Origin of the sequence: Sphingomonas sp. PP-CE-1G-424 (assembly GCF_004341085.1) — a bacterium.
Taxonomy (GTDB): Bacteria; Pseudomonadota; Alphaproteobacteria; order Sphingomonadales; family Sphingomonadaceae; genus Sphingomonas.
The window spans coordinates 1015085-1041133 of the sequence record NZ_SLXW01000002.1 but is presented as its reverse complement, the minus strand read 5'-3'; the positions used below and the strand labels follow the sequence as shown (position 1 = coordinate 1041133).

The window sequence follows — 26049 nt, the reverse complement described above, 5'->3', positions numbered from 1 at the left end:
GTCCGCCGCCATGCCCATGGACCCCATCCCCGATATCGCCTCGCTCAGCCTCGCGGAAATCGCGCGGTTGGTCGAGGAAGCCAAGCTCCCGCCCGTCGAGAAATGGAACCCGACGCATTGCGGCGACAGCGAGATGCGGATCGCGCGCGACGGGACTTGGTATCATCAGGGCTCGCCGATCGGCCGCCCGGCGATGGTCCGGCTGTTCTCGACGATCCTGCGGCGCGAACCCGACGGCAGCCACGTCCTCGTCACGCCGGTCGAGAAGCTCGATATCGAGGTCGAGGACGCCGCCTTCATCGCGGTCGAGATGAAGGCGGAGGGCAGCGGTCGCGACTCGAAGCTCGCCTTCCGGCTCAACACCGGCGACCTCGTCACCGCAGGCCCGGAGCATCCGCTGCGCTTCGTCGAGGATACCGACGGCCCTCGCCCCTACCTCGCGGTGCGTGGCGGGATGGAGGCGCTGGTCGTCCGCTCGGTCTATTACGAACTCGCCGAGCGCGCGATCGCCGACGATGCGACCCCCGCCGGGCTGTGGAGCGACGGCGCGTTCTTCCCGCTGGAGCCCGCTGCATGAATCTGACGGAACGGCTGACCGCGGCGCTGGCGAAGGGCGCCGGGTCGCACATGATCCTGCTCACCGGCGACCAGCATGACGGCGACCTCACCGCGGCCGATACGCTGCTCCCCGCCGCGGTGCTGATCGCGGTGACCGACCGCGCCGATCCGGGCGTGATCCTGACGCAGCGCACCGACACGATGAGCCGCCACCCCGGCCAGATCGCGTTCCCCGGCGGTCGGATCGATCCCGGCGAGGACGTCGTGACCGCGGCCCTGCGCGAATCCGAGGAGGAGATCGCCCTCCCCCGCGACAAGGTCCGCGTGATCGGCGAGGCCGACAGCTACCGCACCGTCACCGGGTTCCAGGTGACGCCGGTGATCGGGATCATCCCGCCCGACCTGATCTTCACGCCGAGCGAAGCGGAAGTCGCCAGCGTCTTCGAAGTCCCGCTCGCGTTCCTGCTTGATCAAGCCAACCATGTCGAGGCGACGCTCGAATGGCACGGCCACGATCGGCATTATTACGAGATCATGTGGAACGAGCGCCGCATCTGGGGCGCGACCGCGGCGATGATCGTCAACCTCGCCCGCCGCCTGAGGTGGTCTTGATACTCCCGGCTGCGCCGTGGCGCGAGCGGGACGGCCTCGCAGCACTGACCAGGGTTCTCGGCGCGGCGGAGGGCGAGTCGCGCTTCGTCGGTGGCGCGGTGCGCGATACCCTGCTCGGGATCGACGTCGCCGATGTTGATATCGCCACCCGCCTGCCCCCGCAGGAGGTGATCGAGCGACTTCAGGATGCGCGGATCAAGGCGGTCCCGACCGGGCTCGCACACGGCACGATCACCGCGGTCACCGCCGCAGGGCCGGTCGAAGTGACGACACTGCGCCGCGACGTCTCGACCGACGGTCGCCACGCGATCATCGCCTATACCGACGACTGGCGCGAGGATGCGGCGCGCCGCGACTTCACGATGAACGCGCTCTACGCGGATCCCGCGACCGGCGAAATCTTCGATTATTTCGGCGGCCTGGACGATCTCGCGGCACGGCGCGTGCGCTTCATTGGCGACCCGTTGCAGCGGATTGCCGAGGATCATCTGCGCATCCTCCGCTTCTTCCGCTTCCACGCGCGGTTCGGCACCGCGATCGACGAAGCCGGGCTCGACGCCTGCACCGCACGTGCCAACGACCTGATGGCGCTTTCCCGCGAACGCGTCGCGAGCGAAGTTCTGAAGCTGCTGGTCGCGGCCAACGCCGTGCCCGTCGTCGCGCTGATGGTCGAGCGCGGCATCTTTCGTGCGGTGTTGCCGGAGATCGATGCGGCCGGTGCCGAGCGCCTTGCCCTCCTCGCCGACCGCGAAACGACGGCGGGCATCGCCCCGGACCCGATCCGCCGGCTCGCGATGACGATCGCCCCCGCTGCGGCCGAAGCCGTCGGCGCGCGTCTGAAGCTCTCTAACACCGACCGCAAGCGCCTGATCGCCGCCACCGCCGGCCCCGGCGAGGAAGGCCCGCAGGCACTCGCCTACCGCGTTGGCACGACCGTCGCGATCGACCGCCTGCTGGTTGCCGGCGAAGACGTCTCGGCCATCAAGGACTGGACGCCGCCCGCGTTCCCGTTCTCCGGCGGGGCGCTCGTGGAACGCGGCCTGCGCAGGGGGCCGGAGGTCGCCGCGATGCTTCGTCAGGTCGAGACGCGCTGGATCGCCGAGGGCTTTCCCGATGCAGCGAGGGTCGCGGTCATCGCCGACGAGATGGTCGCAGCAGCGGTACTTTAGTCGCCGCTTCCCCCGCCCCGGCTCCAGCCTTCACTTCGGTGAGGCTGAGGCGACGGCCATGCGTTCGCCTGGCCTAGCCTACCTCGGCAGGAACGATCATCGCATACGCCGCATCCGCTTCGAGCGGCCGCGCGTAGAAATATCCTTGCCCATAGGTGCACCCGAGCGCGGTCAGCGTCTGCGCTAGGTCGAACGTCTCGACGCCTTCGGCGGTCGTCTTCATGCCCAGCGCCTGCGCGAGGCTCAGGATCGCGCGGACGATCGAGACCTTGTCGCGGTCCGCGAGCATGCCGGTGACGAAGCTGCGGTCGATCTTGAGCACGTCGATCGGCAGCTTCTGGAGGTAGGCGAGGTTCGAATAGCCGGTTCCAAAATCGTCCATCGCGAGCGTCGTGCCGAGCGCCTTCAGCGCGTGCATCGTCTTGGCGATACGATCCGGATCGGTGACGATCGCACTCTCGGTCAATTCGAGCGTGAACCGGTCGCCCGCGAGCCCGGTCGATGCGAGCGCGGCCTCCACCACCGGTGCGATCGCGTCGCGCTGGAGCTGGATCGCCGACAGGTTCACCGCCAGCCGGACGCCGCAATCGCCGCCAAACCGCGCATCCCAGGCTGCCAGCGTTCGGGCCGCCTCGTCGATCGCCCAGCGCCCCAGCGGCACGATCAGCCCGGATTCCTCGGCCACCGGGATGAAGGTGGTCGGGCAATGCCGCTGACCGCTCGCATCGGTCCACCGCGCCAGCGCCTCGAACGAGACGATCCGGCCGCTGGAAAGATCGCAGATCGGCTGATACGCAAGCCGCAGCTCGCGATTCTCGATCGCCCGGCGCAGCGCGGTTTCCATGCTGAACTGCGCGCGCGCGATCGCGAAATCCTGCGGCAGATAACTCTCGGCGAGGCCGCTGGCCTTGGCGCGCTTCACCGCGAACTGGGCGTGGCGGATCAGCTCGGCGACATCGCTCGCGTCGTCCCCACCATAGGCGATACCCACCGAACACTCGACGCTGATCTCATAGTCGGTCAGCCGGAACGGCGTGGTCAGCGTCCGCTGGATCCGTTCGGCGAGCGCGTGGGCCTCCTCGCGATCGTCGTCGATGGTCATCAGTATCCCGAACTGATCGCCGCCGATCCGTGCCAGCATGTCGCGTCCGCGCAACGCACCCTTGATCCGCCGCGCCACGGTGATCAGCAGTTCGTCGCCCGCCAGCGATCCCAGGCACGAGTTCAGCCGACCGAACCGATCGATATCGACCGCGAGCACCGCGCTGATGCTACGGTCGGGCACGGTCTCGATCAGTTCCTCGAATCCCTCGCGATTCGGCAACCCCGTCAGGCTGTCGGTCGTCATTTCGCGTCGGAGGCTGCGCTCGGTCTGGATCTGCGACGTCTGGTCGATGAAGCTCACGGTGCACCGGTCGTGCATCCAGGCGAACGTCCGCGCCATCGTCACGCGGTAATAGCGGCAATCGACCGCATCGCCCAGCGTCCAGTCGGTATCGATCCGCAGCTGCTGGCTCTCGAGAAACGCCCGAATTCGCGGCCCGAGGTCGACGATCATCGGCGATCGCTCCGCAACCACGCCGAGTCCCGCGAGACGGTAGGCCCGGTTCATCGCAAAGAGCTCGAACGCCCCGTCGATGAGATGGATATGCACGGCCGGAATCGGAATGAGTTCCAGCGCGCGCGAAACCAGATCGGTCGCGGTCGTCAGGTGCGTCGTCGCATCCGGGGCTGTCGATGCCATACCGATTGCATACACGTCCTTCGTTAAGACGAACTGAAGGAACCGCATCGGTTCATTTCGTCATATCGCGTTAAGTCGTTGGTTTACGGTACGCTAGCCAAAGCGATTATCGCGCGGGAACCCGGTCGGTGGCATTCTTCCGGCCGCGCCGCGCGCCGCCCGCCAGGGTCCAAGGTCCGATTCGGTTCTGGTCCGACCGGTTCCGCCGCCCATCGCCCAGCTCAGTCCATCGGCGAACGTGAACGTGATCGCATCCGCCAGCCCTCCGTCGCGATACCGCTGCAACTGAAGCCCCTGTCCGCGCGTCATCTCGACGAGTTCGGCGAGCGGGAACACCAGCATCTTCCGGTTGTCGCCGATCGCCGCAACGTAATCGTCGTTGGGCCCGATCGGCCGAACGATCTTCAACTGCGCACCCGGCCGCGGCGTCATCACCGTCTTGCCTTTGCGGGTTTCGGCAATCACTTCGGCGCTGCTCACGGAGAACCCACGTCCATCGGTGGCAACGACAAGGAGCTTGGGATGCTTGCTCGCGGGCAGCAGCGCGACGATCCCGACGCTGCCGTCGAGATCGATCATCGCGCGCACCGGCTCGCCGAACCCGCGCCCGCCCGGCAGCTTGTCCGCCGCCAACGTGTAGAACCGCCCGTTCTCCGCCGCGAGCAACAGCTTGTCGGTGGTCTGCGCATGGAATGCATAGGCCGGGCCGTCACCCTCCTTGAACTTCAGCGCCTCCGGGCTCGCCAGATCGTTGTGCCCCTTCATAGCGCGGATCCAGCCGCGCTGCGACAGGATCACGGTAATTGGCTCGCGCTCGATCATCGCCTCGAGCGGGATGTCGCGGGTCGGCGCGTGCTCCTCGATCGTCGTGCGCCGCTTGCCGAGCGGAGTCTCCAACCCATAACGATCGCGGATCTTCGCCATGTCGCGCTTCATCCGCGCGCGCTGCTTCTTCGGATCGGCGAGCAACGCGGCGAGCGTCGCCTGCTCCTTGTCAAGCTTGTCGCGCTCGGTCTTGATCTCGAACTCTTCCAGCCGCCGCAAGCTACGCAGCCGCATGTTGAGGATTGCTTCGGCCTGACGATCGGTCAGCGCGAACTCGGCGATCATCACCTTTTTGGGCTCATCCTCGGTCCGGATGATCTCGATCACGCGGTCGAGATTGAGATATGCGATCAGATACCCGTCGAGCAGTTCGACCCGGTCGGCGATCTTCGCCAGCCGGTGTTCGGTACGCCTGCGCAGCACGACGAACTGGTGATCGACCCACGCCGCCAGCGCCTCGCGCAAGCTCATCACGCGCGGCGTGCGATCCTTGTCGAGGACGTTGAGGTTGAGGCTGATCCGCGTCTCGAGGTCGGTCAGCCGGAACAGCCCGTCCATCAGGATCTGCGGATCGACCGTGCGGCTGCGCGGTTCGAGCACGATGCGGATCTCGGTATCCGATTCGTCGCGCACGTCGGCGAGGATCGGCAGCCGCTTGGCGTTGATCAGATCGGCGATCTGCTCGATCAGCTTGCCCTTCTGCACGCCATACGGGATCTCGGTGACGATCAGCTGCCAGCCGCCGCCCTTCTCACGTTCGGTCTCCCAGCGCGCACGGACGCGAAAGCCACCCCGCCCGGTCGCGTAGGATTCGCGGATGACCGCGGGCGGATCGACGACCAGCCCGCCGGTCGGGAAATCGGGGCCCTTCACATGCTCCAGGATCGCCGCATCGTCCGCTTCGGGCGTATCGATCAGCACGATCGCCGCCTCAAGCAGTTCGGCCGCATTGTGCGGCGGGATGCTCGTCGCCATGCCGACCGCGATCCCGCTAGCGCCGTTCGCCAACAGGTTGGGGAACAGTCCGGGGAACAACTCGGGTTCGTGATCCTCGCCGTTGTACGTCGGGCGATACGCGACCGCGTCCTCGTCGAGCCCGTCCATCAGGTCGATCGCGACCTGGGTCAGTCGCGCCTCGGTGTAGCGGTAGGCAGCCGCGTTATCGCCGTCGATATTGCCGAAATTGCCCTGCCCGTCGACCAGCGGATAGCGCATCGCGAACGACTGCGCCAAGCGGACCATCGCGTCGTAGACCGACTGGTCGCCGTGCGGATGATACTTACCGATGACGTCGCCGACGACACGTGCGCACTTCTTGTACCCCTGCGCGGGATCGAGCTTCAGCAGCCGCATCGCCCAGAGCAGGCGCCGATGCACCGGCTTCATCCCGTCGCGCACGTCGGGCAGCGACCGCGCGGTGATCGTCGACAACGCATAGACGAGGTACCGCTCGGACAGCGCGCTGTCGAAGGGGGCGTCGACGATGGAGTCGAACGGATCTTTGAAATCGGTGGCCATTGCGCGCATCGATAGCAGCCGCGAACGAAACGATCAAAGCATGAACGCAACGAACCTTGCGGCATGCCGCGACGCGACGACATGCCCGCATGACGCGGTCGATCGAGGCCGCTACACCAACCCGATGATCCGCCTTGCCTTTCTCGCGCTCGCCGCGATGTCCACGCCCGTAATGGCGCAAACGCCCGTCCCCCCGCCGCCCAAGTTGCTGACCTGGCCCGACCTGACGAAGCGGCCGAAGCCGATGCCCGACGCGACCGTCGCCTATGGCACCGACCAGATGCAGAAGGTCGACGTCTGGCTCCCCAAGGGCAACACCAAGGGGCCGTTCCCGGTGGTCTTGATGGTGCATGGCGGGTGCTGGACGACGAGCATCGCCGATCGCAGCCTGATGAACTGGATCGCCGACGACCTGCGGAACACCGGCGTCGCGGTCTGGAACATCGACTATCGCGGTGTCGACCGCGCTGGCGGCGGCTATCCGGGGACGTTCGCGGACGCTGCGAAGGCTGCGGACCAACTCAAGGTCAGCGCCAAGAGGTTCAACCTGGATACGCGCCGCGTGCTCGCGATCGGCCACTCGGCCGGTGGTCACCTCGCGCTCTGGCTCGCCGCCCGCCCCAAGATCCCTGCGTCGAGCCCGCTCCATACCGCGCAGCCGCTCCGTATCCGCCACGTCATCAGCCTCGGCGGTCTGCCCGATCTCGAAGCCACCGCGACCAACGCCGACAATGGCTGCGGCACCGAAGTCGTCGCGAAACTGGTCGGCACGCCCACGCCGCAGCATCCGGACGTCTACGCCGACACCTCGGTCCCGCGCCTCCTGTCGCTCGGAGTGAAGCAGGACCTGATCAACGGCCGCGAAGACCGGATCATCCCCTTCGTCATGGCGACCGACTATATCGCCAAGGCCAACGCTGCCGGCGACACCGCCACGCTCCACACCATCCCCGCGACCGGCCATGTCGAACTGATTGCGCCGGAAACGCCTGCCTGGGCCGAGGCCAAACGCCTGATCCTGACCAATTTCGGAACGACCCAGTGACTCTCGAAGACGCCCGCGCGCTCGACGCGACCGATCCGCTCGCCGCCTACCGCGAGAAGTTCGCGCTCCCCGAGGGCGTGATCTACCTCGACGGCAACTCGCTCGGTGCGCTGCCCAAGGCCACGCCCGCAGCGCTGGCCGACATCGCCACCCGCCAATGGGGCGACCGCCTCATCCGAAGCTGGAACGAGGGCTGGATCGACGCCCCACAGCGGATCGGCGCGAAGATCGCTCCCCTGATCGGCGCGGGCGAGGACGAGGTCATTATCGGCGACACCACCTCGACACATCTCTTCAAGGCCTTGGTCGCCGGTCTTCGCAGCAACCCCGACCGCCACACCATCATCAGCGAGGCCGGCAACTTCCCGACCGACCTGCACATTGCGGAAGGTGCCGTCTCCTGCGTCCCCGGCGCGCGGTTGAAGGTCGTCGCTCGCGAAGACCTCGCCACAGCGCTCGACGACGATACCGCGGTGCTGCTGCTCACCCACGTCCACTACAAGACAAGCGACCGCTTCGACATGGCCGCCTGGACTGCCCGCGCGCACGATGCCGGCGCGCTCATGCTCTGGGACCTGAGCCACAGCGTCGGCGCAGTCCCGATCGACCTCAACGCCGCGAACGCCGACCTAGCCGTCGGGTGCACCTATAAATACCTCAATGGCGGCCCCGGCGCGCCCGCGTTCCTCTACGTCACCAAGCGCTGGCAAGGCGCCCTCGCCAGCCCGCTCTCGGGCTGGATGGGCCACGCCGCCCCCTTCGCATTCGAGGACGCCTACCGCCCCGCCCCCGGCATGAAACGCTGGCTTGCCGGCACGCCTGCGATGCTCTCGACTGCGGCACTGGAAACCGCACTCGACCTCTGGGCCGACATCGACCAACACGCAGTCGCAACGAAGAGCGCGCAGCTGTTCGACATCCTCGCCGCAGCCGGCGACGCACTAGGCCTCGACTGCGTCAGCCCCCGAGACCCCGCCAAACGCGGCAGCCACATCAGCTTCCGCCACCCGCAGGCCTATGAACTCACGCAAGCGCTCGTCGCCCGCGGCGTCATCGGCGACTTCCGGGACCCCGACATCCTGCGCCTTGGGCTCACACCCTTGTACCTCAGCCATGAAGACGTCTGGCGCGCGGGCGAGATATTGCGGGATACGGTGGAGACCGAAAGCTGGCGCGATCCGGCATATTCGCAACGGCTCGTCGTGACCTGAGCACGCTTGACGGCATATCCCAGTTAATTGATAGTGTTTGGATAGATCACGGGAGACTGTCCATGAAGTGGGTTGTTAGTAGCGCTATCGCGTTGTCCCTGGCCGGGTGCAGCAAGGCTCCCGAAAGTAGCGCCGGAGAACCCGATATTGCCGGTAATTCGGTTGCCGGGGTGGCCTTCGACTACAGCTATAACCTGACGCTTCCCTCGTCGCGGATCTCGGATCTTCAGGAAGAGCATGCGCGTGCGTGCGAACGGCTTGGTGCAACACGCTGCCGGATAACGGGATTGCGCTACACGGTCGGCCAGCAAGGCGACGTCAGCGCGAACCTGTCGGTCAAGATCGCCGCCCCCCTGGCGCGTGCCTTTGGCCGGGCCGGGGTGAAGCAGGCGCAGAGTGTCGGCGCGACGCTGACGGGGGCCGATATCAGCGGAACCGATGTCGCCACTGCCGCCACAGCGACCGCAACCGAACGGACCGATGTCGCGGCCGAACGCGCCCGGATCGACCGCGAACTGGCCCGCGTCGATCTATCCCCACGCGAACGTACCGAACTCCGCCAGCAACAGGCCGTCGCGCAGGGCCAAGCCACGGCCGCCGCCGCGACGGCATCCGAACAGCGCGAAAGTCTCGCCAATACGCCGATGTCGTTCGACTACACGACCGGCCGCGGGACTGGCTTGGTCGACCGTCTGCAAGACGCTGGCGACACCGCGCTCGGCTCGATCGGATTGACCGTCACGGCGCTGCTATGGGTATTGGCGGCACTCGGCCCGCCGCTGCTGGTGATCTTGCTGGTCTTCCTGGTCTGGCGACGCTGGATCCAGCGTTGGTGGACCGAGTTGATGGCCCGCATCGATCGTCGAACCGGCCGACCGCTCGCGACTGCCCACGACACGTCGTCCCCGGCATTGCGATGACGTCGGGCAGTATTCCGAGGGCAGTCATGCGCCGCGATTGCACCCCCCGTACCCTTCGCCTATAGGCGCGGCCTATTCCGGCCTCGGCTTCGCGGTACATATCGCGTAGGCTGGGGCCGCTCGATTTTCATCGCTCGATTTCCAGGGGACCGCGCATGGCTCGCCGCCGCCAGATCTACGAAGGCAAGGCCAAGATCCTCTACGAGGGTCCCGAGCCAGGCACGCTGATCCAGTATTTTAAGGACGACGCGACCGCGTTCAATGCCCAGAAAAAGGGCACGATCAACGGCAAGGGCGTGCTCAACAACCGGATTTCCGAGCACATCTTCACGCTGCTCGATCATATCGGCGTGCCGACGCACTTCATCCGCCGCCTCAACATGCGCGAGCAGCTGATCCGCCAGGTCGAGATCGTCCCGATCGAAGTCGTCGTGCGCAACGTCGCCGCAGGTTCGATCTCGACGCGCCTCGGGATCGAGGAGGGCACCAAGCTGCCCCGCACGATCATCGAATATTACTACAAGGACGATGCGCTCGGCGATCCGATGATCTCCGACGAACACATCGCCGCGTTCGGCTGGGCGAGCCAGGAGGAGATGCACGACATCGCCGACCTCGCGATCCGCGTGAACGATTTCCTGTGCGGGCTGTTCGCCGGCGTCGGCATCCGCCTGGTCGACTTCAAGCTCGAATTCGGCCGCATTTTCGACAACGACTTCGGTCGGATCATCCTCGCCGACGAGATCAGCCCCGATGGCTGCCGCCTGTGGGACATGGAAACCAACGAGAAGATGGACAAGGATCGCTTCCGTCGCGATCTCGGTGGCGAAGTCGAAGCATATCAAGAGGTTGCACGCCGTCTCGGCCTGCTGCCCGAGGGGGCCGACAACGCCGTCCTCGACCTCGAAAAGCATCGCAAGAACCGGGGCAAGTAAATGAAACTCAAGGTTTTCGTGACATTGAAGCCCGGCGTGCTCGATCCGCAGGGCCGGGCGATCCACCACGCACTCGGCAGCCTCGGCTTCGACGGCGTGCAGGACGTACGCCAGGGCAAGTTGATCGAACTGGAAGTCGCCGACGATACCGACGACGCCACCATCGACGGCATGTGCCGCAAGCTGCTCGCCAACACGGTGATCGAGAATTACCGGGTCGAGCGCGCATGAAGACCGCCGTCATCGTCTTTCCGGGCTCCAACTGCGACCGCGACATTGCCGTCGCGCTGGAGGCGGTGACCGGCGTCAAGCCGCTCATGGTCTGGCACGGTGACGCGGACTTGCCGGCGGATGTCGGCTTGGTCGCGGTGCCCGGTGGGTTCTCGTACGGCGACTACCTGCGCTCGGGTGCGATCGCGGCACGGTCGCCGATCATGCGTGCGGTCGTCGAGCAGGCGGGCAAGGGTCTGCCCGTGCTCGGCATCTGCAACGGCTTCCAGGTGTTGACCGAAGCGGGTCTCCTCCCCGGCGCTTTGATGCGCAACGAGGGGCTGAATTTCGTCTGCCGCGACGTCGCGCTGACGGTTGAGACGGCGAATTCGACCTTCACGTCGGGCTATACGGCCGGTGAGCGCGTCTCGTTCCCGGTCGCGCATCATGACGGCAATTACTTCGCCGATACCGAGACACTCGACCGCCTCGAAGGTGAAGGCCGCGTAGCGTTCCGTTATGCCGAGAGCGTCAACGGTTCCGCGCGGAATATCGCCGGGTTGCTCAACGACAAGGGCAACGTGCTTGGCATGATGCCACACCCGGAGCGTCGTATTGAAGCGGCGCATGGCGGCACCGACGGACGGCGCTTGTTCGAGGGTCTGCTCGAAGCGGTCAGCGCCTAACCACTCCGTCACCACCCCCATCCATTCGCCCTGAGCGAAGTCGAAGAGCCTGAGACTCAGGTGCTTTGACTTCGCTCAGCACGAACGGATGGATGGATGGAGGAACGGAAGCGTCGTATCGACGCAGCTCACGGCGGCACGGATGGCCGTCGTTTGTTCGAGGGCCTGCTCGACGCGGTCAGCGCCTAACCCTACGTCATCCTGGGCTCGACCCAGGATCCAGAGCCACGAACGCATCCGCCTTTGGCTCTGGATCCCAGCTTTCGCTGGGATGACGAACGACGCTCAAACGCGCGTGCGGAACGGCGAGAAGTCCGTCCCGCGGTCGTACACATCGACACCCTCGCGGCGCTTGAGCCACCCCACGGCCACATACGTCAGCGGCGTCAGCAGCACCTCCCACGACACCTTCAGCAAAAACTGGCTGACCATCACCATCAGCATCGCCTCCACGGGCCAGTCAGGTGCGCCGTAGAACGCGAGCGGGTAGAAGATCAGGCTGTCGAACGCCTGCCCCACGATCGTACTCCCGATCGTCCGCGTCCACAGCATCCGCCCCTGCGTCCAAATCTTCATCCGCGCGAGCACGAAGCTGTTGGCGAACTCGCCGACCCAGAACGCGCAGATCGACGCGAACACGATCCGCGGCACCTGTCCGAACACCGATTCGTATGCCGCCTGCCCCGTCCACCCTTTGTCAGGCGGCAGCGCGACAACGACCGCCGACATGAACACCATGAACAGCATCGCGCCGAACCCCGCCCAGATGCAGCGCCGCGCCCGCGCGTACCCGTACACCTCGGTCAGCACGTCGCCGATCACATAGCTGACCGGAAAGAACAGGATTCCCGCGCCGAATGGCCATGCGCCGATGAACGGCAGGTCGATCACCGCGCGCTTGCCCGCCCCGATGACGTTCGACAGCAGCAGGATCGTGACGAACGCGGCCATCACGAAATCATAATAGCGGAACTGCCCGCCCGACACGTCGCTCGCGGCGACTCCGATGGCGTCCGACGCCGCGCCCCTGCCCTGATCGATATCCATGCGGCGCGTTATGATGACGGTTCCAAGCGCGCGCAATCCACGCTAATCGGTCTTCAGCGCGCGCCCGTAGCTCAGTTGGATAGAGCAAGGAGCTTCTACCTCCTCGGTCGGGGGTTCGACTCCCTCCGGGCGCGCCATCCCCTCACGGAGAATGGCAGTTTTCAGCCGTTTTTGGCTGTGTCGGTGTCTAACCTTTCTGCCCGGTTAGACATTTCCCAGCGCGCGAGGACGCCAATTGCGTCGTCTGCCATGCTTCGCTGGTTCGCCGCCTCGGTGTAGCGCGCGACCTCTTCGTCCTTCCGATGGCCCGACACGGCCTTCATTGTCTGGTTGCCCTGGTTGAGCTCGGCCATGCGCCGCATGATTGCCTTGCGCAGTCCGTGCGCCGTGCATTGCGGGAGGCCGGCGGCGTCGCACTTATCGCGGAACCAGTTGCCGAAGCCCGCGCGCGAGAACGGGCGCCCCTGTTCGTTGATAAGGAAGCACAGGTGATTTTTGGCGGCGGGCATTGCGACGATCGCCTCGAGCAGCTGAGGTGCGACGGCGATCCATAGGACCTTCCCTGTCTTTTCCTGCACGACCTTGATGCGGCCGTCCACGATGTGCTGGCGGCCCATGCGAATCGCGTCGCTGCGGCGCTGGCCGGTCCATAGCAGGAGCTCAAGTGCTAGACGGGCATTGGTTCCTAGCTGGTGGCGTGCGCGGTACTGATCAATCTCGTCTTCGGTCCACGTATGATAGCCGGCGGATCGCTGCTCGACCGATAGCTTCACCTGATCCGCCAGCAGAACGGGGTTACTTGGGATCATGCGCAGCTTCACGGCGAAATTGAATAGGCGCACCAGTTCCTTGCGCAGCTTGCCAGCCGCCACGGGCCCGCCGATCGGGCGCAGCCCGCGCGGGGTCTGCACCATCTTGCGCTGCATCTTCGCCGTCACGATCGCATCGATATGCTCGAACCCGACACGCGCGACCGGCAGCTTGCCGTACTCCTCGCCGAACCGGCCGACGATGCTGCGGACCTTGCCCTGGGTTACGGTCGTTGGCCCCAGCCGCGTCGGCGTGGCGAAGTAGCGCGCGACTAGATCCGCGATCGTCCCCGGTGTGGCACGGTCGACCGCGACCGCGACCGTCTCGCTCGCATCCATGAACGCCCGGTATTCGGTCCGGAAATCCTCGGTCCCGACCGCCGCTTTGAAGTAGCCGCCGGCGAAGCCCTTGCGCCGGAACCGCAGACGCTCCTTGCCGTGCCGATCCTTGAAGCTGCTAACGTACTCGGGGAGGAACCGGCGACGTTTCATATCGGGGTCGCCTCTCCACGATCGTTGATAATCCTGCTCGGCTGACCGCCCATCGTCTCCGAGACTGGCAAGCCGCGATATAATTTTATCGTTTTCGACGTCAGCTGGACTTTGCCCACCTGATCGAACAGCGCATTGAAGTCGTGCGTGGTCAGGTAAATGCGAACGGCGTTGCCATCCTCAAGTCGTAATGCTTCGACTGCTAAATCTAAGCGGTCGGTCATTCGGTCAGACTTTGCCAATGACGATATCCCAAGGGTTCGGATCGGCGGGAGGAGCGACCGATTCGCTGAGGATGACGATCTTTCCGTTAGGATCAATCTCAATGCGACCGACCATCATCCCGGCCTTCGTTGCGCCGCGCACCGCGCGGGTCACGTCGGCTTCCTTGAAGCGTGCTGCGGCGCTCATGCTGCTGCCCTTTCCTGCTCGACGTAACCCATGCCGCGCAGCTGCTGGTTCACCATCGTTATGAAGCGTCGGCTCTCGTACCGCGGGCGCTGCTGCCACCAGAGGATCGCCTCGATCGCGGCCGCGTAGCTCTCCCACCGAAGGTACGGCAGTATCCGCAGCGATCGGGTGTCATGTGAATCATGGATCGCCCAGAGTTCGCCCAGTGACAGGCCGCCAATCGCCGCGCCGTATTCGTGCATCATAGCCGTGCGCGCATGATCGCGCCGCTTCTCGGCACCGGCTAGCACGGCTTGCAGGTCGGCGACCTTCTCGGCGTCGGTGGTGCGATCGAGCGGCGGTAGCTCCATGCGCGCGTACGCCTTCCAGTCGACGGCGATGGCAGCCGAGATGCGCAAGCGCATATCGGCATCTTCGATCGACAGCTTGCCTGCGTCGACCAGCGCGAGGTCGCCTTCCGCTCGGTTTCTGCGGACGTCCTCGGCGACCTCCGCCATCTCTGCGTAGGCGTAGATGAAGCGGGGCCGCGTCATGATCCGAATGCTTCACCGTGGACCGTGTGCTCGCCCTGTGCGATTAGATTATTGGTCGCCATCAAAGGACTGGCGATTTCTTGCGCAACGAGGGTGAGAGCATGTCGTCTTGGAGTGACCACAATTCGTCGACTTTGGAAAACGACCTTGCTGAAGTGCTCGATGACTTTGATCCGGCAAGCCCGGAGGCCGGTATCGCCCGCCAGTTGATTCACGATTCGAATGCTTCTGCTTTGAGCGTAGCTCAGGCTGCCCTGTACCTGCGCGTCATCGTGCCGGCGGTACGCAGGTTGTACGATCGTAGGGACCGCCAGCATCGTGCTGAGATGCTCGCCAGGGAGGAAAAGAACGGCTGAACGGTTCATGCGAACTTGCTGACAGCGAAGCCGAGCCAGAACGGTCCGACCATGAACGCGATCCCGCGGGTTTCGCCAGTGATCAGCTCAGCCCCAAGCGCGAAGAACGTTGGCGCGAATCCGAGCACGATGCCGCCAGCGTGGTTCCGGGTCGCGCGGAAGAACGTGCGCACCGACCACTTGACCTGTGCGTCCATGGTTACGGTGACATGCCGAGGCGATTTGCCACCAGCGTTGCGGGCAGCCTCGCGGACGATCGCGGCCAGCCATACTTGGCCATCCTCGTGCATCTCGTCCCATTCGCAGGCGGCGTAGGTGTGAATGACCGGAGGGCTGTCAACGACCTGTCGAGCAGTCTCCATCTCTGCGATCGTTGGGTGGATGAAAGGCGAGATCGTCGACCCTACGGCCGTCTTGATACGAGTGTCGGACATTATGCCTCTCCCTGGTAAGCGGTAGCGGCAGCGCGCCAGACGGACGCGCGTGCGGGCGGCATGTCGACGAGGCGATCATCAGGGCACGCGGTAGCGATTGCGTGCGTGCCGGCGTGCGCGAACGGCTTTAGCGCCGCGTGCGTTTTCTCCAGCTGGTCGACCGTTGCGAGCAGCGTGAGGCGTTCGGTCGCCTGATACGGCAGCGTTGCAAGCAACGTCCGCGCGTCGGCGATCAGCTGGGGGATGTCCTGAGCCATTACAGCTTCCCCGCGAATGCGGCGATCAGGACGCCGAAGACGATCCAGCCGATGATAACTATGGCGGTGCACGCGGTGGCGAACTGGAACCGGCGATCGTCCGCGGTCTGATCGGGATGCGCACGGAGCGGGATATCTTCGCGCCTGGTGGCGTCGATCGCGCGCAAGCGCCGCACCCGGTCCGACAGATCTGTCGGCGCGGGCTTCTCGGCCAGCAAAATCGTGCCGAAATTGTCGAACGAACGGCAGCCTACATTGTCGCGCAATGTGCGTGGAATGCCAGCGAACGCTGAGGTCGGGTTATCGCGAACCTCGAGAAAGTGATCGAATGAGCATGGTTGACCGGCGGATCGGAACCGGGTTTCGCTGAGGGACAAGCCAGCCTCCATCGCCGCGGAATGCGGCTAACGGGGCCATATGTGCATAATCTGCACACCTGCGTCAATGCACAATGTGCATTTAATGCACTACATCAGCATCTCACGGCGGGTAAGGATGCGATCAATCCGCAACACGGATGACATAGGAATGCGGAAATCCATCTTAGGCTCGTACTGTCGCAGCTCAAGAAAGCTAGCACTTCTCCGAACCAGTTCTTTAATCAGCACGGCTCGTGCTACTGCACCATCGTCGTCATCGTTCGACATTCGTAAGTAAACCACGACATTGTCGCCGACCGCCAATGGCATGTCGCGGCATGCAGCTACCATTTCTCCATCCGGCAGTGCTGGATGCATTGATGATCCTTGAACGTGAAGCCCATACGCGCCTTGCTTTCCCTTCAGTATCGAAGGCCGTTTCACATATTCCAGAACCTCTCCCGTGTTCAGATCAGTCTGCTCTATTGCTTCGCCGTCTATTTCCCTAGCGGCCCCCAGCCCCGTCCCCCAGACAGGTAAATTACCCGCAGGGTTTTCAAGAGATGCGCCCTCGAATGCTACCGCGCGGGCGTTGGACGGTGGAACAACATCTATTGGAGCGCCGGCGCGAAGCAGAATTTCAGCCGCGTCGACGCCGAGAACGCGGGCGAATGGATCCGCATAATCGAGATCGAAGCGGACTTCCCCTTTAAGGATCCTTGAAACAATCGACCGATCGCGGCCGATCGCGTCTGCAAGCTCCTTGTTGCCAACGCCTGCCGTCTTTTTCTGAACGTCGAACCAGCTCTTATCCATGTGCACCTTGTGCACACCCGCGCACAGATTGTCGTGCGCATATGCTGCACTATTTAATGTTGACGAATGTGCATTAAATGCACATTGTGCATGCATGACCACGCCTTTAGCCGACTATATGCAGCGCGAAGGGATTAGCGATGCTGATCTCGCTACGCTGATCGAGCGCGATCGCTCCTTCGTCAACAAACTTCGCCGCGGCGTCGTTCGTCCCACGTTGGACCTCGCGGCCGCAATCGAGACCCACACGCGCGGTGGTGTTCCGATGCAGGCTTGGGCGCGCCGAACGACGGAAGAGGAGGTGGCATGAAGCTCATCGGCGTCTGTGGCGAGCACGAAGGGGGCGCGGAAGCGGTCGTTGTTCCGGTCGTGCTGCGGTCTGTTGTCCATGCCCACCCTACTACTGAGGAAGGATCACGCCATCATGGCTGACGTTCGCCATCTCGCGCAGGATGTCGCCGAACGGCAGATGAGCATGTTCGTCATGTTCGTCGGTCAGACGCGCGCGGTAAACTACCCGGCGCTCGCCGAAGCGACCAAGATTCCACTCTCGACGCTTCGCACCTATGCAGCGGGCGCTGCCATGCCAATCCATGCGCTGCTCGCGCTCTCACAGCACCTGCCTGCGGCGGCGATCGACATGCTCACGGAGCCGGCCGGTAAACGTTTGATCGATACCGAGCGCAGCGACACCAACTGGGATGCCCTTGCCGCGAAGACTTCCGGGCTGACTTTTGAGATCTGCGATGCTCGGAGCGACGGGCACATCGATCATGTCGAAGAGGCGCGTCTCCGCGCCACGGCCCGCGCACTCGCGGCCGAGCTCACCAGCGCAGCAGAGGGAAAGTGATGAAGACGAAGCGGCTACTTCGCCTGGGCGTGCGTGTGCCGAACGAAGGTGCGCGGCGCCTGGCGCATTACATTATGCATCAGCCGGTCGGTACGCTGGACAAGCTGATGCGTCGCGCCGGACTGGGTCAGGTCGCGATGGACCGGATGATGTCGGAGGGTGTGACCCCCGCCGATGCCATCGGCTATCAGATCTATGCCTTTACGGGTTGCATGGTCTCTGCCAGCGACTGGGACAGCAAGCCCGAAGGTGGTTGGTTCGATGCGGTCGCTGTGCTCGAGCCGACGCGGAGGGCTGCATGACGGCCGTCCGCAAGCCTGCCGAGCCGCCTTTCGCGATAAGCGTCGAAGAGTTCGACGCTTGGGTCGCGCAGGCCGAACCACGCGATGCGCTGATCTATGCGCGTGGTGCCGACATCCCACGAGCAGCGCCCGCATGGAAGCACGCGATGCACCTTGTCGAAGAGGGTATGATCACCCTCACCTATCGGCGTGCCGGTGGTGGGATCACGGAATATCTGGCCATTCGCTTGACCACCGCCGACGCGCCTAGCGTGCAGGCCGCACCAGTTGCCGATGTCGACGAGACGAACCCGACGCAACTCGTATTGCGCGAGATCCGTCGAGCCGCGAGCTTCAAGCTGCCCTGTCCGACCAACGCGGTGATTGCGCAGCGCTGCGGCCTGAGCGATGCGGCAGCTGCCAGCTACCGCATTCGCCAGCTGGTCGCCGCCAAGACAATCACTATCGAGTCGCAGGGGCCGGGCGAGCCACGGGTCGCGACGATCGTCGGTACTGACAAGACCACGGCGAAGGCGGGCTGATGGGCCAGAAGCTTTCCGAGCGTCCCGCCGGCGCGTGCCTCTATCGCGAGATCCGCGGCTATTGCGTGTCGGTCGATTGCACGATCGAAGATTTCTCGCGTGCCAGCGGCATCGCCAACACGACGATCTCGTCAATTCGCGGCGCTCTGTATCCTTCACCCCGGACGGTCGCTCGGGTTCGGGATTTCATCGTTGCGAACCCCGGCGGTATATCGGCGCGCACCCTCCCTGCGCGTGGCCCGAAGACGACGGCAAGGGACGGTGCCCGCGCTCTCGCGGTCGCGCGGGAAGCGAGTGTTGCTCCAGCCCGTCCAGACCCCGCCGCTGTCGCAGCAGCAGCACGCGAGTCTGCGTTCAGTCGAAGCGCTCGCCCGATCGCGGAGAAAGCGCCGGCCTATATCCGCTCGCTTCGCCGCGATCTGACGCCTGCCGAGCAGATCTCGACGATGTGCGTCGCAACGCCGGGCGATACGGTCGAGGTCGTCAAGCGCCGTTGGCCGGATGTCTGGATCCGCGTTGTCGATGCGGCCCGCGACGTCGGGCAAGCACCTGGAGCGATGCTGATCGCACTGATTGAGCGCGGCCTCGGCGAGCCGGGATGACGTCCCGACAGGCGCCGCCGTCTTGCGGCGGTCCACATTACGTCTCGTCTCCGGGTGAAAGTTAAGCCGTGTCCGTTCACAACCTGCCGTCCGCCATGTGCTCGGCGGCGCTGCAATTCGCACGTCGTGGGTGGGCCGTGTTTCCCTGCCGCGAACGCGATTTCACGACCGAGCCGAACAGCGCAGGCAAATCCCGCACTTTTAAGGCGAAGGCTCCGTACACCGGGCAAGGCCTGAAGGATGCGACCACCGACGAGGCACGAATCATCGCGTGGTGGCGTGATCATCCCGATGCGCTGATCGGCCTCCCGACCGGCGTGAACGGTTGCTTCGTGCTCGACTTTGATCCCCGCGAGGATACGGCGACCGGCGAGATCTGGACGCTCGAAACGCTCAAGGCGGATCTGGAGGAGCAGATGGGCTGCGCGTTGCCGCGTTCGGTGACGGCCGTCACGCAATCCGACGGCGTGCACGTCTACTTCCGTCAGCCTGCCGGCGAACCGATCCGCAACCGCGGCAACCTCCCGGCGCACGTCGACGTGCGCGGCCTGGGTGGATACGTCATTGCTCCGCCCAGCATCATGACGGAAACCGGGGCTCGCTATCGCTGGCTCGATCGCGGCGACTGGCGTGATGACGCGGCGATCGCCGACGCGCCGGCCGCGCTGATCGATATCCTGCGCGGTCCGAAGGCCAAAAAAGCCACGCCAGTCGTCACAGCTGCGGATGCCACCGATCGTAGCGCACCGTCGCCTGCCAAGCGCGAGGCCGACGTCGACGAGGACATTCGCCGGTACGGGATGCGGGCGCTCGACGGCGAGTGCCGCGAGATCCGCCAGGCGGCATCGGGCAAGCGCAACGACCAGTTGAACGTCAGCGCTCTGAAGATCGCGAGCCTCGTGGCTGCGGGCGCGCTCGACGAGCGGTTCGCGCGGTCGACGATCGAAGCGGCCGCGCGGGACAATGCCGGCGACGATGACGAAGCGCAGCTGCTCGCCACGGTCAACAGCGGCTGGACCGCCGGGATGAACAGTCCTCGTGATCTCGCAGAGATCACGGCCGCATCACGTTCCCGGCGGGAGAGACCTCCGCGCGCCGCCTCCCGCCCTTCGCCCCCCGCCCCCGGTTTTACTGATGATGGCCAGCCAAGCTCCCACGAGGGAGGGCAGCGCTTCGATATCGGAAGAAAGGGGCCGGGGGGCGACGACGCTGACGCGCTGATGCGGGCGTGCGCGTTCCTGCCACATACCGACCTCGGCAACCTCGAGCGCTTCCTGAAGCGGCACGGTCGGGATTTCCTGTTCGTGGAGCAATGGGGCTGGCTCGCATGGGATGGTCGACGCTGGAACCGGGACATGGCGATCTCGCTGCTCGGCCGCGCGGTGCAGGACACGATGCGGACGATCCAGGAGGAGGCTGACCTTATTCGCGTATCGGGCATCAAAGAGGACCCGATGCCGCTTTGGGACGCCGAACAGGTGCGCGCGCACGAGGTGCAGCAGCGCAGCCGGTTCGATCGCATCGTGTCGAACAAGCGCGGTGTGATCACGCTGTTCTCCGACACGATCGCCAAATGGGGGCGGACGTCGGAAGGTGCAGGTCATATCGCCTGTATCGCGAAAATGGCGGAGGCGCGGCTGTCATCGCGTCCCGACGATTTCGACGCGGATCCGCTGTTGCTCAATATAGAAAACGGGACGTTGCAGTTTCGGCGTCCTGGCGAAGGTCACGGTGCTGGCGTGCGCCTCTGCCCGTCGAACCGCGATCACCGGATCACCAAGATTGCCAACGTATCGTTCGACGCGGATGCCCGGTCACCGCTGTACGACGCGTTCCTCGAACAGGTGCAGCCCGATCCCGAAATGCGGACGTTCCTCGACTGCTGGGCTGGGTACAACGCGTTGGGCCTCGCCGACGCTCAGAAAATGGCGCTGTTCTATGGACAGGGATCGAACGGCAAGGGTGTCTGGATCAACACGCATGCCGGCATCCTTGGCGACTATGCGTGGGCCGCGGGAATCGAGACGTTCATCGACCAAGGCAAATATCGCAAGGGCAGCGACGCGTCGCCGGATCTGGCGGCGCTTGCCGGCCGACGCATGGTCTATGCAAACGAACCCGAGGATGGCTCGAAGTTCTCCGATGGTCTGATCAAGGCCATGACGAGCGACGAGCCGATCGGCGGTGTGCGGGAATTGATGAAGCCGCCGTTCCAGTTGCTCGTCACGTTCACCAACACCGTGTCGGCGAACAACATGCCGAAGATCGGGACCGATCACGGAATTCAGCGGCGTGTGCAGGTCATCCCGTGGGCCGTGATCATCCCCGACGCTCAGCAGGATATTCAGCTGAAGGCGAAGCTCCAGGCGGAGCGGAGCGGCATCCTGAACCGAATGATACGTGGCGCCATCGCTTACCTCGGAAGCGGCCTGCCTACGCCTGAAGCCGTCCGGGCGGCAACGCGCGAGTATCAGGAAGAGAACGACATCCTCGGACAGTTCCTGACGCTCTGCATCGAGCGTGCACAGGGTCAGACGATGGGCGCCACGCCGCTGCATCAGCTGTTCGCCGCGTGGCAGACATGGGCGCAGCTGCTCGCCGGCACTGGCAAGCCGTGGTCGGCCAAGTACCTGAACGCGCAGATGCAGCGGAAGGGCTTCAAGATCCGCAAGTCCAGTTCGATGGTCTGGGACGACATCGCCGGTCGCTATGATCCGCATGACTTCGTCGATGGCGACGGCAAGGCGGTGACGCGCGACCTGCCGCCTCCGCGCAACGCGTCGTCCCCGGCCCCCTCACCCGATGATGGAAGCGACTTTGACGGGCCGCTGTAATCCTCCCTCGCTCCCACGCATGGGAGGATTGGCAACACTCGGGAAGCGCGGTTTTCTGCGGTTCCGGGAGGGTGCGGGAGCTTGGGAGCCAAATCCCGACCCGTCCACCTAGTGTGCGCACAGGCGCGCGTGCGGGATTACCCGTGATTTCACTCCCACCTTCCCGGAGCAAAGTTATATGACTGATAATACTACATTCTATCCTCCCAATAAGCCTCCCATTCATGGGAGTGACAACGGTGCTGTTACCTTCGACCTCGTCGAAGAGCGTCTGGTCGAGGCTTGGGGCTTCCTGCGTCGCATGCCGGACCGCGAGGCTGGCTGGCTGATGGATGTCCGGGCGTCATCGATCTACGAGCGCGGGCAGCTGTCGCGGCAGGAACTGTGGGAGATGTATCAGCTCGACAGCGACGACTACGACCGCGACGCCTTGCCGCGTATGCCGGGCCTGCGATCAGTGGAGGTCGACCGGATGGAACAGGCGCTCGGCTGGATGGGCTGGGTCGATGCGCGTGACCGCAAGCTGGTCGGTATCATCCTCGGCCAGCTAGAGCGCGGTTCGTCGCGGCCTGCTTGGTCATCGGCAGCGAAGGCGCTGGGCTCGACGGTCGAGCCTGACACCCTACGCAAGCGCTACTCGCGCGCCGTCACGCGAATAGCGATGAAGCTCGATAAGGTCGGGAATGGCTGTTTTGCGCGCCTAGAGCATGTGAAGCCCTAGAATGCATTTAGGGGCGAAATAAACAATTCCGCGTCTAGGGGTCTGTGCGTCTATTCACCAATACGTTCGGCGAGACGTGCAAGCGGATCAATGAATGTCCCCTCCCCCTGTTACCCCCTTCGACGGGCGGCGTGGCTTCGGTCACGCCGCCCGTCGCCGTTTAGGCATATGCGAATGGGCCGACTGAAGAGCCTACCCCCTCGCCTATCCGCGCCTGCATCTCGGATGACCTATCTGCCCGGTGATCGTCAGGCGTTCGATCGGAACCGTGATCAGCAGGGCTGGCGCAAGTGGTACAAGACGGCACGGTGGCAGAAGCTGCGCATGTCCGTGCTCGTCCGAGATCTATTCACGTGCCAGATGTCAGGATGCGGCAGGATCGAAGGCGACACGTCGCAGTTGGTCGCCGACCACCGTCGTCCGCATCGCGGTGACGAACTGCTGTTCTGGGACGAGCGCAACCTTCAGTGCCTCTGCAAGCCCTGTCACGACGGGGCGAAGCAGAGGGCTGAACGGCGTAGCGATATTTAGAATGAAGATATGCGGGCGCTACGATCTGGCTTCGAATACTTCTCAAGCGCTTCGGGTGGAAAGTCGCCTTCTAGCTTCTTCTGACCATCGAACCAAGTGGTCCAGACTGTAGGCGTTCCGTAGTTTTCCCCAACGTTAGTAACCGTCATGACCGGTCCGCTCGACTTCAGTTTAACGGTGTCACCTTTAACAAATTCGCTCACTCATTCTCTCCCGAGGTTAACATGCCGCGTCGTGCAGCGTTCGAAGCCGGCCGACTTCGCCTTGTCTCAAAGGCGACTCATGAGCCGGTCATCCTGGGTGATTTTGTGCGGCTGGCCAGCGGAAGTCCATTGGGGCTGATCACCGATTGTGAAGATGGGACGGCAACGGTTTCGTGGCTGACTGGTGAAGGTCTTCGGTCCTGCCTGCCTTCGATCTGCCTCCGCCCAGCCTGACCGGGGGGGGGCGAAACCTTACAAGGGTGTCGGCCTCTAGACCGCTAACGTTCTCACGCGGAGATTTTATTTCGTCATGGCTGAAATTTCGGGGGTCGATCTCTTCGGTGACCCGATCCAGCCGGACCGGGAGACCCGTGGAAGGCCGGAGCATTCGTGGTCGCTCGCGAACTCCAACAAGGTTCTGATCGCGTTCGCACGCGGCCTGACGGTTAAAGAGGCGGCAGTGGCGATCGGGGTTTCGGTCCCGACGCTGCGCAAACATTATTTTGCCGAGGTCGGGAAGCGGCAGGCGGCGCGGGTCCGCATGGAGATCGCGCAGCTTGCCCGCCTCAACGACGCGGCATCGGGCGGCAACGTCGCTGCCGAGAAGGAATTGTTCAAGCGGATGGACAAGGCGGCGCTTGCCGAACTGGCCGAACGCGTGGCGGATCGCGGCAACGCGAAGCCGTCAGCGCAACCTAAGCTTGGCAAAAAGGCGTCGGCTAAGGCCGCGGCAGGGCAAGTCACGGGCAAATTCGCTCCGCCGCCCCAGCCGAAGCTGCTCAATTGACCCCGGTATGGTCGACCGCCTGCCCTGATTGGGAAGAGCGGATCGTCCAGCGCCGATCGCTGATACCGTTTGATCCGCTGTTTCCCGACGAGGCCGCTGCCGCCCTGGCGGTGTTCAAGTCGCTCCACATCGTCGACCTTCCCGGCGCGCCGACGTTCGGCGAGGCGTGCGACCAGTGGGTGTTCGACTTCGTGTCGGCCATCTTCGGTGCGTACGACCATCAATCGGCGCGCCGGCTGATCCGCAAGTTCCTCTTGCTCATAAGCAAAAAGAACTCAAAATCGACGATCGCGGCCGGGATCATGGTGACGGCGCTGATCCGCAACTGGCGGTTCAACGCCGAACTGCTGATCCTCGCGCCGACGATCGAGGTCGCGGGCAACAGCTTCGATCCCGCTGCCGGCATGGTCCGCCATGATCCGGAACTCGACGCGCTGCTCGACGTCATCGATCACCAGCGACTGATCAAGCATAGGACCACCGGCGCCGAGTTGAAGGTCGTGGCGGCGAACAAGGACGTCGTCAGCGGCACCAAGGCGGCGTTCGTGCTGGTCGACGAGCTCTGGCTGTTCGGCAAGCGTGCGAACGCCAAGGCGATGCTGCGCGAGGCGACGGGCGGACTGTCGTCGGCTCGCGAAGGCTTCGTCGTCTACCTGACGACGCATAGCGACGAAGAGCCTCGGGGCGTCTTCAAGGACGAACTCGACCATTTTCGCGGCGTCCGCGATGGCACGATCAACGATCCGGCCAGCCTGGGCGTCCTGTACGAATTCCCCCCGGCGATGCTGGAACGGGATGACTTCCTCAAACCGGCGAACTTCTACGTCACGAACCCGAACATGGGCCGGTCGGTTCATGAGGATTGGATCGAGAACGAGCTTGCGCAGGAGCAGCGTGGCGCGGGCGAAGGGTTGCAGATCTTCCTAGCGAAGCATCTCAACGTGGAGATCGGCACCCGGCTTAGCCGGGACCGCTGGACAGGCGCCGAGTTCTGGGATGGTGCTATCGATCGCACGCTGACCGTCGCCGAACTCATACGTCGCTGCGAAGTGATCGTAGCCGGTGTCGATGGCGGTGGCCTGGACGATCTGCTCGGGCTTTGTCTGATCGGGCGCGAGAAAGGCTCCAAGCGCTGGCTCGTGTGGTGTCACGCTTGGGCGTGGTCGATTGTTTGGGATCGTCGCAAGGACATCGCGACGAAGCTCGATGAATTGGCCGCCGAGGGTTCGCTGACCAAGTGCAAGATGATCGGGCACAACGGCGGTCCATCTATCGAGGACGATGACGAAGCCGAGGAACTGACTGAGGATATCCGCGGTGTCGTGGATATCCTCGTGCAGGTCCGTGACGCAGGTCTCTTCCCAGAGAAAGAGGCGATCGGCCTCGATCCTGTTGGCGTCACCGCGATCGTCGACGAGTTGGCGACCAAGGATTTCACGGACGGGCAATTCTCAGCGATCGGACAAGGCTTCAAGCTGTCCAGCGCCGTGAAGGGGTCCGCCCGCAAGCTCGCGGCGCGCACCATGCGGCATGACGGCTCTGAGCTCATGAAGTGGTGCGTCGGCAACGCCAAGATGGAGCCCCGCGGCACCAGCGCGGTCGCCATCGTCAAAGCTTCCGCCAGTGCAAAAATCGATCCGCTCGCCGCGATGTTCAACGCGGTGATGCTGATGACTAGAAACCCAGAGGCCGCAGGCGGCTTCGTCTACGAAGAAAGGGGCATGTTGATACTATGATACCCCTCTTGGACG

32 protein-coding genes and 1 tRNA gene are annotated in these 26049 nt (G+C 64.3%); 21 read left to right on the top strand and 12 right to left on the bottom strand.

All coding sequences use genetic code 11. The annotated features are described in order from the left end of the window. The first annotated feature begins 10 nt into the window (after nt 1-10). From C8J43_RS09960 to C8J43_RS09950, 3 genes are read left to right on the top strand one after another with little or no spacing between them, the layout of a single operon-like run. Nucleotides 11-577: a DUF1285 domain-containing protein gene (locus C8J43_RS09960; RefSeq protein ID WP_060527022.1), complete on the top strand. Its 567-nt coding sequence runs from the start codon at nt 11-13 to the stop codon at nt 575-577. Continuing rightward, nucleotides 574-1170 (top strand): CoA pyrophosphatase, encoded by a 597-nt coding sequence (locus tag C8J43_RS09955; protein ID WP_133030710.1) that lies wholly within the window; start codon nt 574-576, stop codon nt 1168-1170. The genes C8J43_RS09960 and C8J43_RS09955 overlap by 4 nt, the downstream gene beginning before the upstream one ends. After that, the gene (locus tag C8J43_RS09950) at nt 1161-2339 is read left to right on the top strand and encodes a CCA tRNA nucleotidyltransferase (protein ID WP_243645493.1); all 1179 of its coding nucleotides are present in this window, start codon (nt 1161-1163) and stop codon (nt 2337-2339) included. The genes C8J43_RS09955 and C8J43_RS09950 overlap by 10 nt, the downstream gene beginning before the upstream one ends. Nucleotides 2340-2412: 73 nt before the next feature. Here C8J43_RS09950 and C8J43_RS09945 read toward each other — a convergent pair whose 3' ends face one another. Both C8J43_RS09945 and parC read right to left on the bottom strand, forming a co-directional pair. Then, a complete protein-coding gene (locus tag C8J43_RS09945) occupies nt 2413-4083 on the bottom strand; it encodes a bifunctional diguanylate cyclase/phosphodiesterase (protein WP_133030708.1) in 1671 nt (556 codons plus the stop codon). A 93-nt stretch (nt 4084-4176) separates the two neighbouring features. Further along, nucleotides 4177-6426, bottom strand: a complete 2250-nt coding sequence (gene parC / locus C8J43_RS09940; protein ID WP_133030707.1) for a DNA topoisomerase IV subunit A — start codon at nt 6424-6426, stop codon at nt 4177-4179. 40 nt (nt 6427-6466) lie between these two features. Between parC and C8J43_RS09935 the strand changes: the two genes are divergently transcribed. From C8J43_RS09935 to purQ, 6 genes are all read left to right on the top strand, one after another. Further along, entirely contained in the window at nt 6467-7471 is a 1005-nt protein-coding gene (locus tag C8J43_RS09935) for an alpha/beta hydrolase (RefSeq protein WP_347812504.1), read from the top strand. Continuing rightward, complete coding sequence (gene kynU, locus C8J43_RS09930; RefSeq protein ID WP_133030706.1) at nt 7468-8682, top strand: kynureninase; 1215 nt, start codon at nt 7468-7470, stop codon at nt 8680-8682. Before C8J43_RS09935 ends, kynU begins: the two co-directional genes overlap by 4 nt. Before the next feature lie 62 nt (nt 8683-8744). Then, on the top strand, nt 8745-9602 hold the full coding sequence (locus C8J43_RS09925) for a hypothetical protein (RefSeq protein WP_133030705.1): 858 nt from the start codon (nt 8745-8747) through the stop codon (nt 9600-9602). Nucleotides 9603-9757: 155 nt separating this feature from the next. Beyond that, nucleotides 9758-10537, top strand: coding sequence for a phosphoribosylaminoimidazolesuccinocarboxamide synthase (gene purC, locus C8J43_RS09920; RefSeq protein WP_056050712.1), 780 nt, complete (start codon nt 9758-9760; stop codon nt 10535-10537). Then, nucleotides 10538-10768, top strand: coding sequence for a phosphoribosylformylglycinamidine synthase subunit PurS (gene purS / locus C8J43_RS09915; RefSeq protein WP_056050714.1), 231 nt, complete (start codon nt 10538-10540; stop codon nt 10766-10768). Next, nucleotides 10765-11433, top strand: a complete 669-nt coding sequence (gene purQ, locus C8J43_RS09910) for a phosphoribosylformylglycinamidine synthase subunit PurQ (RefSeq protein WP_133030704.1) — start codon at nt 10765-10767, stop codon at nt 11431-11433. Before purS ends, purQ begins: the two co-directional genes overlap by 4 nt. Before the next feature lie 285 nt (nt 11434-11718). Here the strand turns inward: purQ and C8J43_RS09900 are convergent, their stop codons facing one another. Further along, nucleotides 11719-12480, bottom strand: a complete 762-nt coding sequence (locus tag C8J43_RS09900) for a queuosine precursor transporter (protein ID WP_133030703.1) — start codon at nt 12478-12480, stop codon at nt 11719-11721. Nucleotides 12481-12540: 60 nt separating this feature from the next. Between C8J43_RS09900 and C8J43_RS09895 the strand changes: the two genes are divergently transcribed. Continuing rightward, a tRNA-Arg gene (locus tag C8J43_RS09895) sits at nt 12541-12617 on the top strand. A gap of 24 nt (nt 12618-12641) precedes the next feature. On the opposite strand, the gene C8J43_RS09890 is transcribed toward C8J43_RS09895, so the two are convergent. From C8J43_RS09890 to C8J43_RS09875, 4 genes are read right to left on the bottom strand one after another with little or no spacing between them, the layout of a single operon-like run. Continuing rightward, a complete protein-coding gene (locus C8J43_RS09890) occupies nt 12642-13781 on the bottom strand; it encodes a tyrosine-type recombinase/integrase (protein ID WP_133030702.1) in 1140 nt (379 codons plus the stop codon). After that, nucleotides 13778-14005 (bottom strand): hypothetical protein, encoded by a 228-nt coding sequence (locus C8J43_RS09885; protein ID WP_133030701.1) that lies wholly within the window; start codon nt 14003-14005, stop codon nt 13778-13780. The genes C8J43_RS09890 and C8J43_RS09885 overlap by 4 nt, the downstream gene beginning before the upstream one ends. Before the next feature lie 4 nt (nt 14006-14009). After that, entirely contained in the window at nt 14010-14192 is a 183-nt protein-coding gene (locus tag C8J43_RS09880) for a hypothetical protein (protein ID WP_133030700.1), read from the bottom strand. Next, nucleotides 14189-14725 carry a hypothetical protein gene (locus tag C8J43_RS09875; RefSeq protein ID WP_133030699.1) on the bottom strand — a complete coding sequence of 179 codons (537 nt, stop codon included), beginning with the start codon at nt 14723-14725 and terminating at the stop codon, nt 14189-14191. The genes C8J43_RS09880 and C8J43_RS09875 overlap by 4 nt, the downstream gene beginning before the upstream one ends. Before the next feature lie 101 nt (nt 14726-14826). Between C8J43_RS09875 and C8J43_RS09870 the strand changes: the two genes are divergently transcribed. Next, entirely contained in the window at nt 14827-15081 is a 255-nt protein-coding gene (locus C8J43_RS09870; protein ID WP_133030698.1) for a hypothetical protein, read from the top strand. 5 nt (nt 15082-15086) lie between these two features. On the opposite strand, the gene C8J43_RS09865 is transcribed toward C8J43_RS09870, so the two are convergent. From C8J43_RS09865 to C8J43_RS09850, 4 genes are all read right to left on the bottom strand, one after another. Next, nucleotides 15087-15515 (bottom strand): hypothetical protein, encoded by a 429-nt coding sequence (locus tag C8J43_RS09865; RefSeq protein ID WP_133030697.1) that lies wholly within the window; start codon nt 15513-15515, stop codon nt 15087-15089. Next, nucleotides 15515-15772, bottom strand: a complete 258-nt coding sequence (locus C8J43_RS09860; RefSeq protein WP_133030696.1) for a hypothetical protein — start codon at nt 15770-15772, stop codon at nt 15515-15517. The genes C8J43_RS09865 and C8J43_RS09860 overlap by 1 nt, the downstream gene beginning before the upstream one ends. Further along, nucleotides 15772-16038: a hypothetical protein gene (locus C8J43_RS09855; protein WP_133030695.1), complete on the bottom strand. Its 267-nt coding sequence runs from the start codon at nt 16036-16038 to the stop codon at nt 15772-15774. The genes C8J43_RS09860 and C8J43_RS09855 overlap by 1 nt, the downstream gene beginning before the upstream one ends. Before the next feature lie 201 nt (nt 16039-16239). Beyond that, the gene (locus tag C8J43_RS09850; RefSeq protein WP_165899585.1) at nt 16240-16947 is read right to left on the bottom strand and encodes a helix-turn-helix transcriptional regulator; all 708 of its coding nucleotides are present in this window, start codon (nt 16945-16947) and stop codon (nt 16240-16242) included. A 94-nt stretch (nt 16948-17041) separates the two neighbouring features. Here C8J43_RS09850 and C8J43_RS09845 point away from each other — a divergent pair, with 94 nt between their 5' ends. The 8 genes from C8J43_RS09845 (at nt 17042) to C8J43_RS09810 (ending at nt 23308) form a co-directional block, all read left to right on the top strand. Continuing rightward, the gene (locus C8J43_RS09845; RefSeq protein WP_133030693.1) at nt 17042-17257 is read left to right on the top strand and encodes a hypothetical protein; all 216 of its coding nucleotides are present in this window, start codon (nt 17042-17044) and stop codon (nt 17255-17257) included. A gap of 114 nt (nt 17258-17371) precedes the next feature. Then, on the top strand, nt 17372-17797 hold the full coding sequence (locus C8J43_RS09840; protein WP_133030692.1) for a hypothetical protein: 426 nt from the start codon (nt 17372-17374) through the stop codon (nt 17795-17797). After that, nucleotides 17797-18099: a hypothetical protein gene (locus tag C8J43_RS09835; RefSeq protein ID WP_133030691.1), complete on the top strand. Its 303-nt coding sequence runs from the start codon at nt 17797-17799 to the stop codon at nt 18097-18099. The genes C8J43_RS09840 and C8J43_RS09835 overlap by 1 nt, the downstream gene beginning before the upstream one ends. Then, on the top strand, nt 18096-18620 hold the full coding sequence (locus C8J43_RS09830) for a hypothetical protein (protein WP_133030690.1): 525 nt from the start codon (nt 18096-18098) through the stop codon (nt 18618-18620). The genes C8J43_RS09835 and C8J43_RS09830 overlap by 4 nt, the downstream gene beginning before the upstream one ends. Next, on the top strand, nt 18620-19222 hold the full coding sequence (locus tag C8J43_RS09825; protein ID WP_133030689.1) for a hypothetical protein: 603 nt from the start codon (nt 18620-18622) through the stop codon (nt 19220-19222). Before C8J43_RS09830 ends, C8J43_RS09825 begins: the two co-directional genes overlap by 1 nt. A 68-nt stretch (nt 19223-19290) precedes the next feature. Then, entirely contained in the window at nt 19291-22056 is a 2766-nt protein-coding gene (locus C8J43_RS09820; RefSeq protein ID WP_133030688.1) for a phage/plasmid primase, P4 family, read from the top strand. 178 nt (nt 22057-22234) lie between these two features. Continuing rightward, a complete protein-coding gene (locus C8J43_RS09815; protein ID WP_133030687.1) occupies nt 22235-22777 on the top strand; it encodes a hypothetical protein in 543 nt (180 codons plus the stop codon). Nucleotides 22778-23002: 225 nt separating this feature from the next. After that, nucleotides 23003-23308, top strand: coding sequence for an HNH endonuclease signature motif containing protein (locus tag C8J43_RS09810; protein ID WP_243645492.1), 306 nt, complete (start codon nt 23003-23005; stop codon nt 23306-23308). On the opposite strand, the gene C8J43_RS22615 is transcribed toward C8J43_RS09810, so the two are convergent. Next, the gene (locus C8J43_RS22615) at nt 23305-23511 is read right to left on the bottom strand and encodes a DUF2158 domain-containing protein (protein ID WP_133030685.1); all 207 of its coding nucleotides are present in this window, start codon (nt 23509-23511) and stop codon (nt 23305-23307) included. The genes C8J43_RS09810 and C8J43_RS22615 overlap by 4 nt on opposite strands. 310 nt (nt 23512-23821) lie before the next feature. On the opposite strand from C8J43_RS22615, the gene C8J43_RS09800 reads away from it, so the two are divergent. Next, complete coding sequence (locus C8J43_RS09800) at nt 23822-24298, top strand: hypothetical protein (protein ID WP_243645491.1); 477 nt, start codon at nt 23822-23824, stop codon at nt 24296-24298. Further along, on the top strand, nt 24295-26034 hold the full coding sequence (locus tag C8J43_RS09795; protein ID WP_133030684.1) for a terminase TerL endonuclease subunit: 1740 nt from the start codon (nt 24295-24297) through the stop codon (nt 26032-26034). Before C8J43_RS09800 ends, C8J43_RS09795 begins: the two co-directional genes overlap by 4 nt. The last annotated feature ends 15 nt before the right edge of the window (nt 26035-26049 follow it).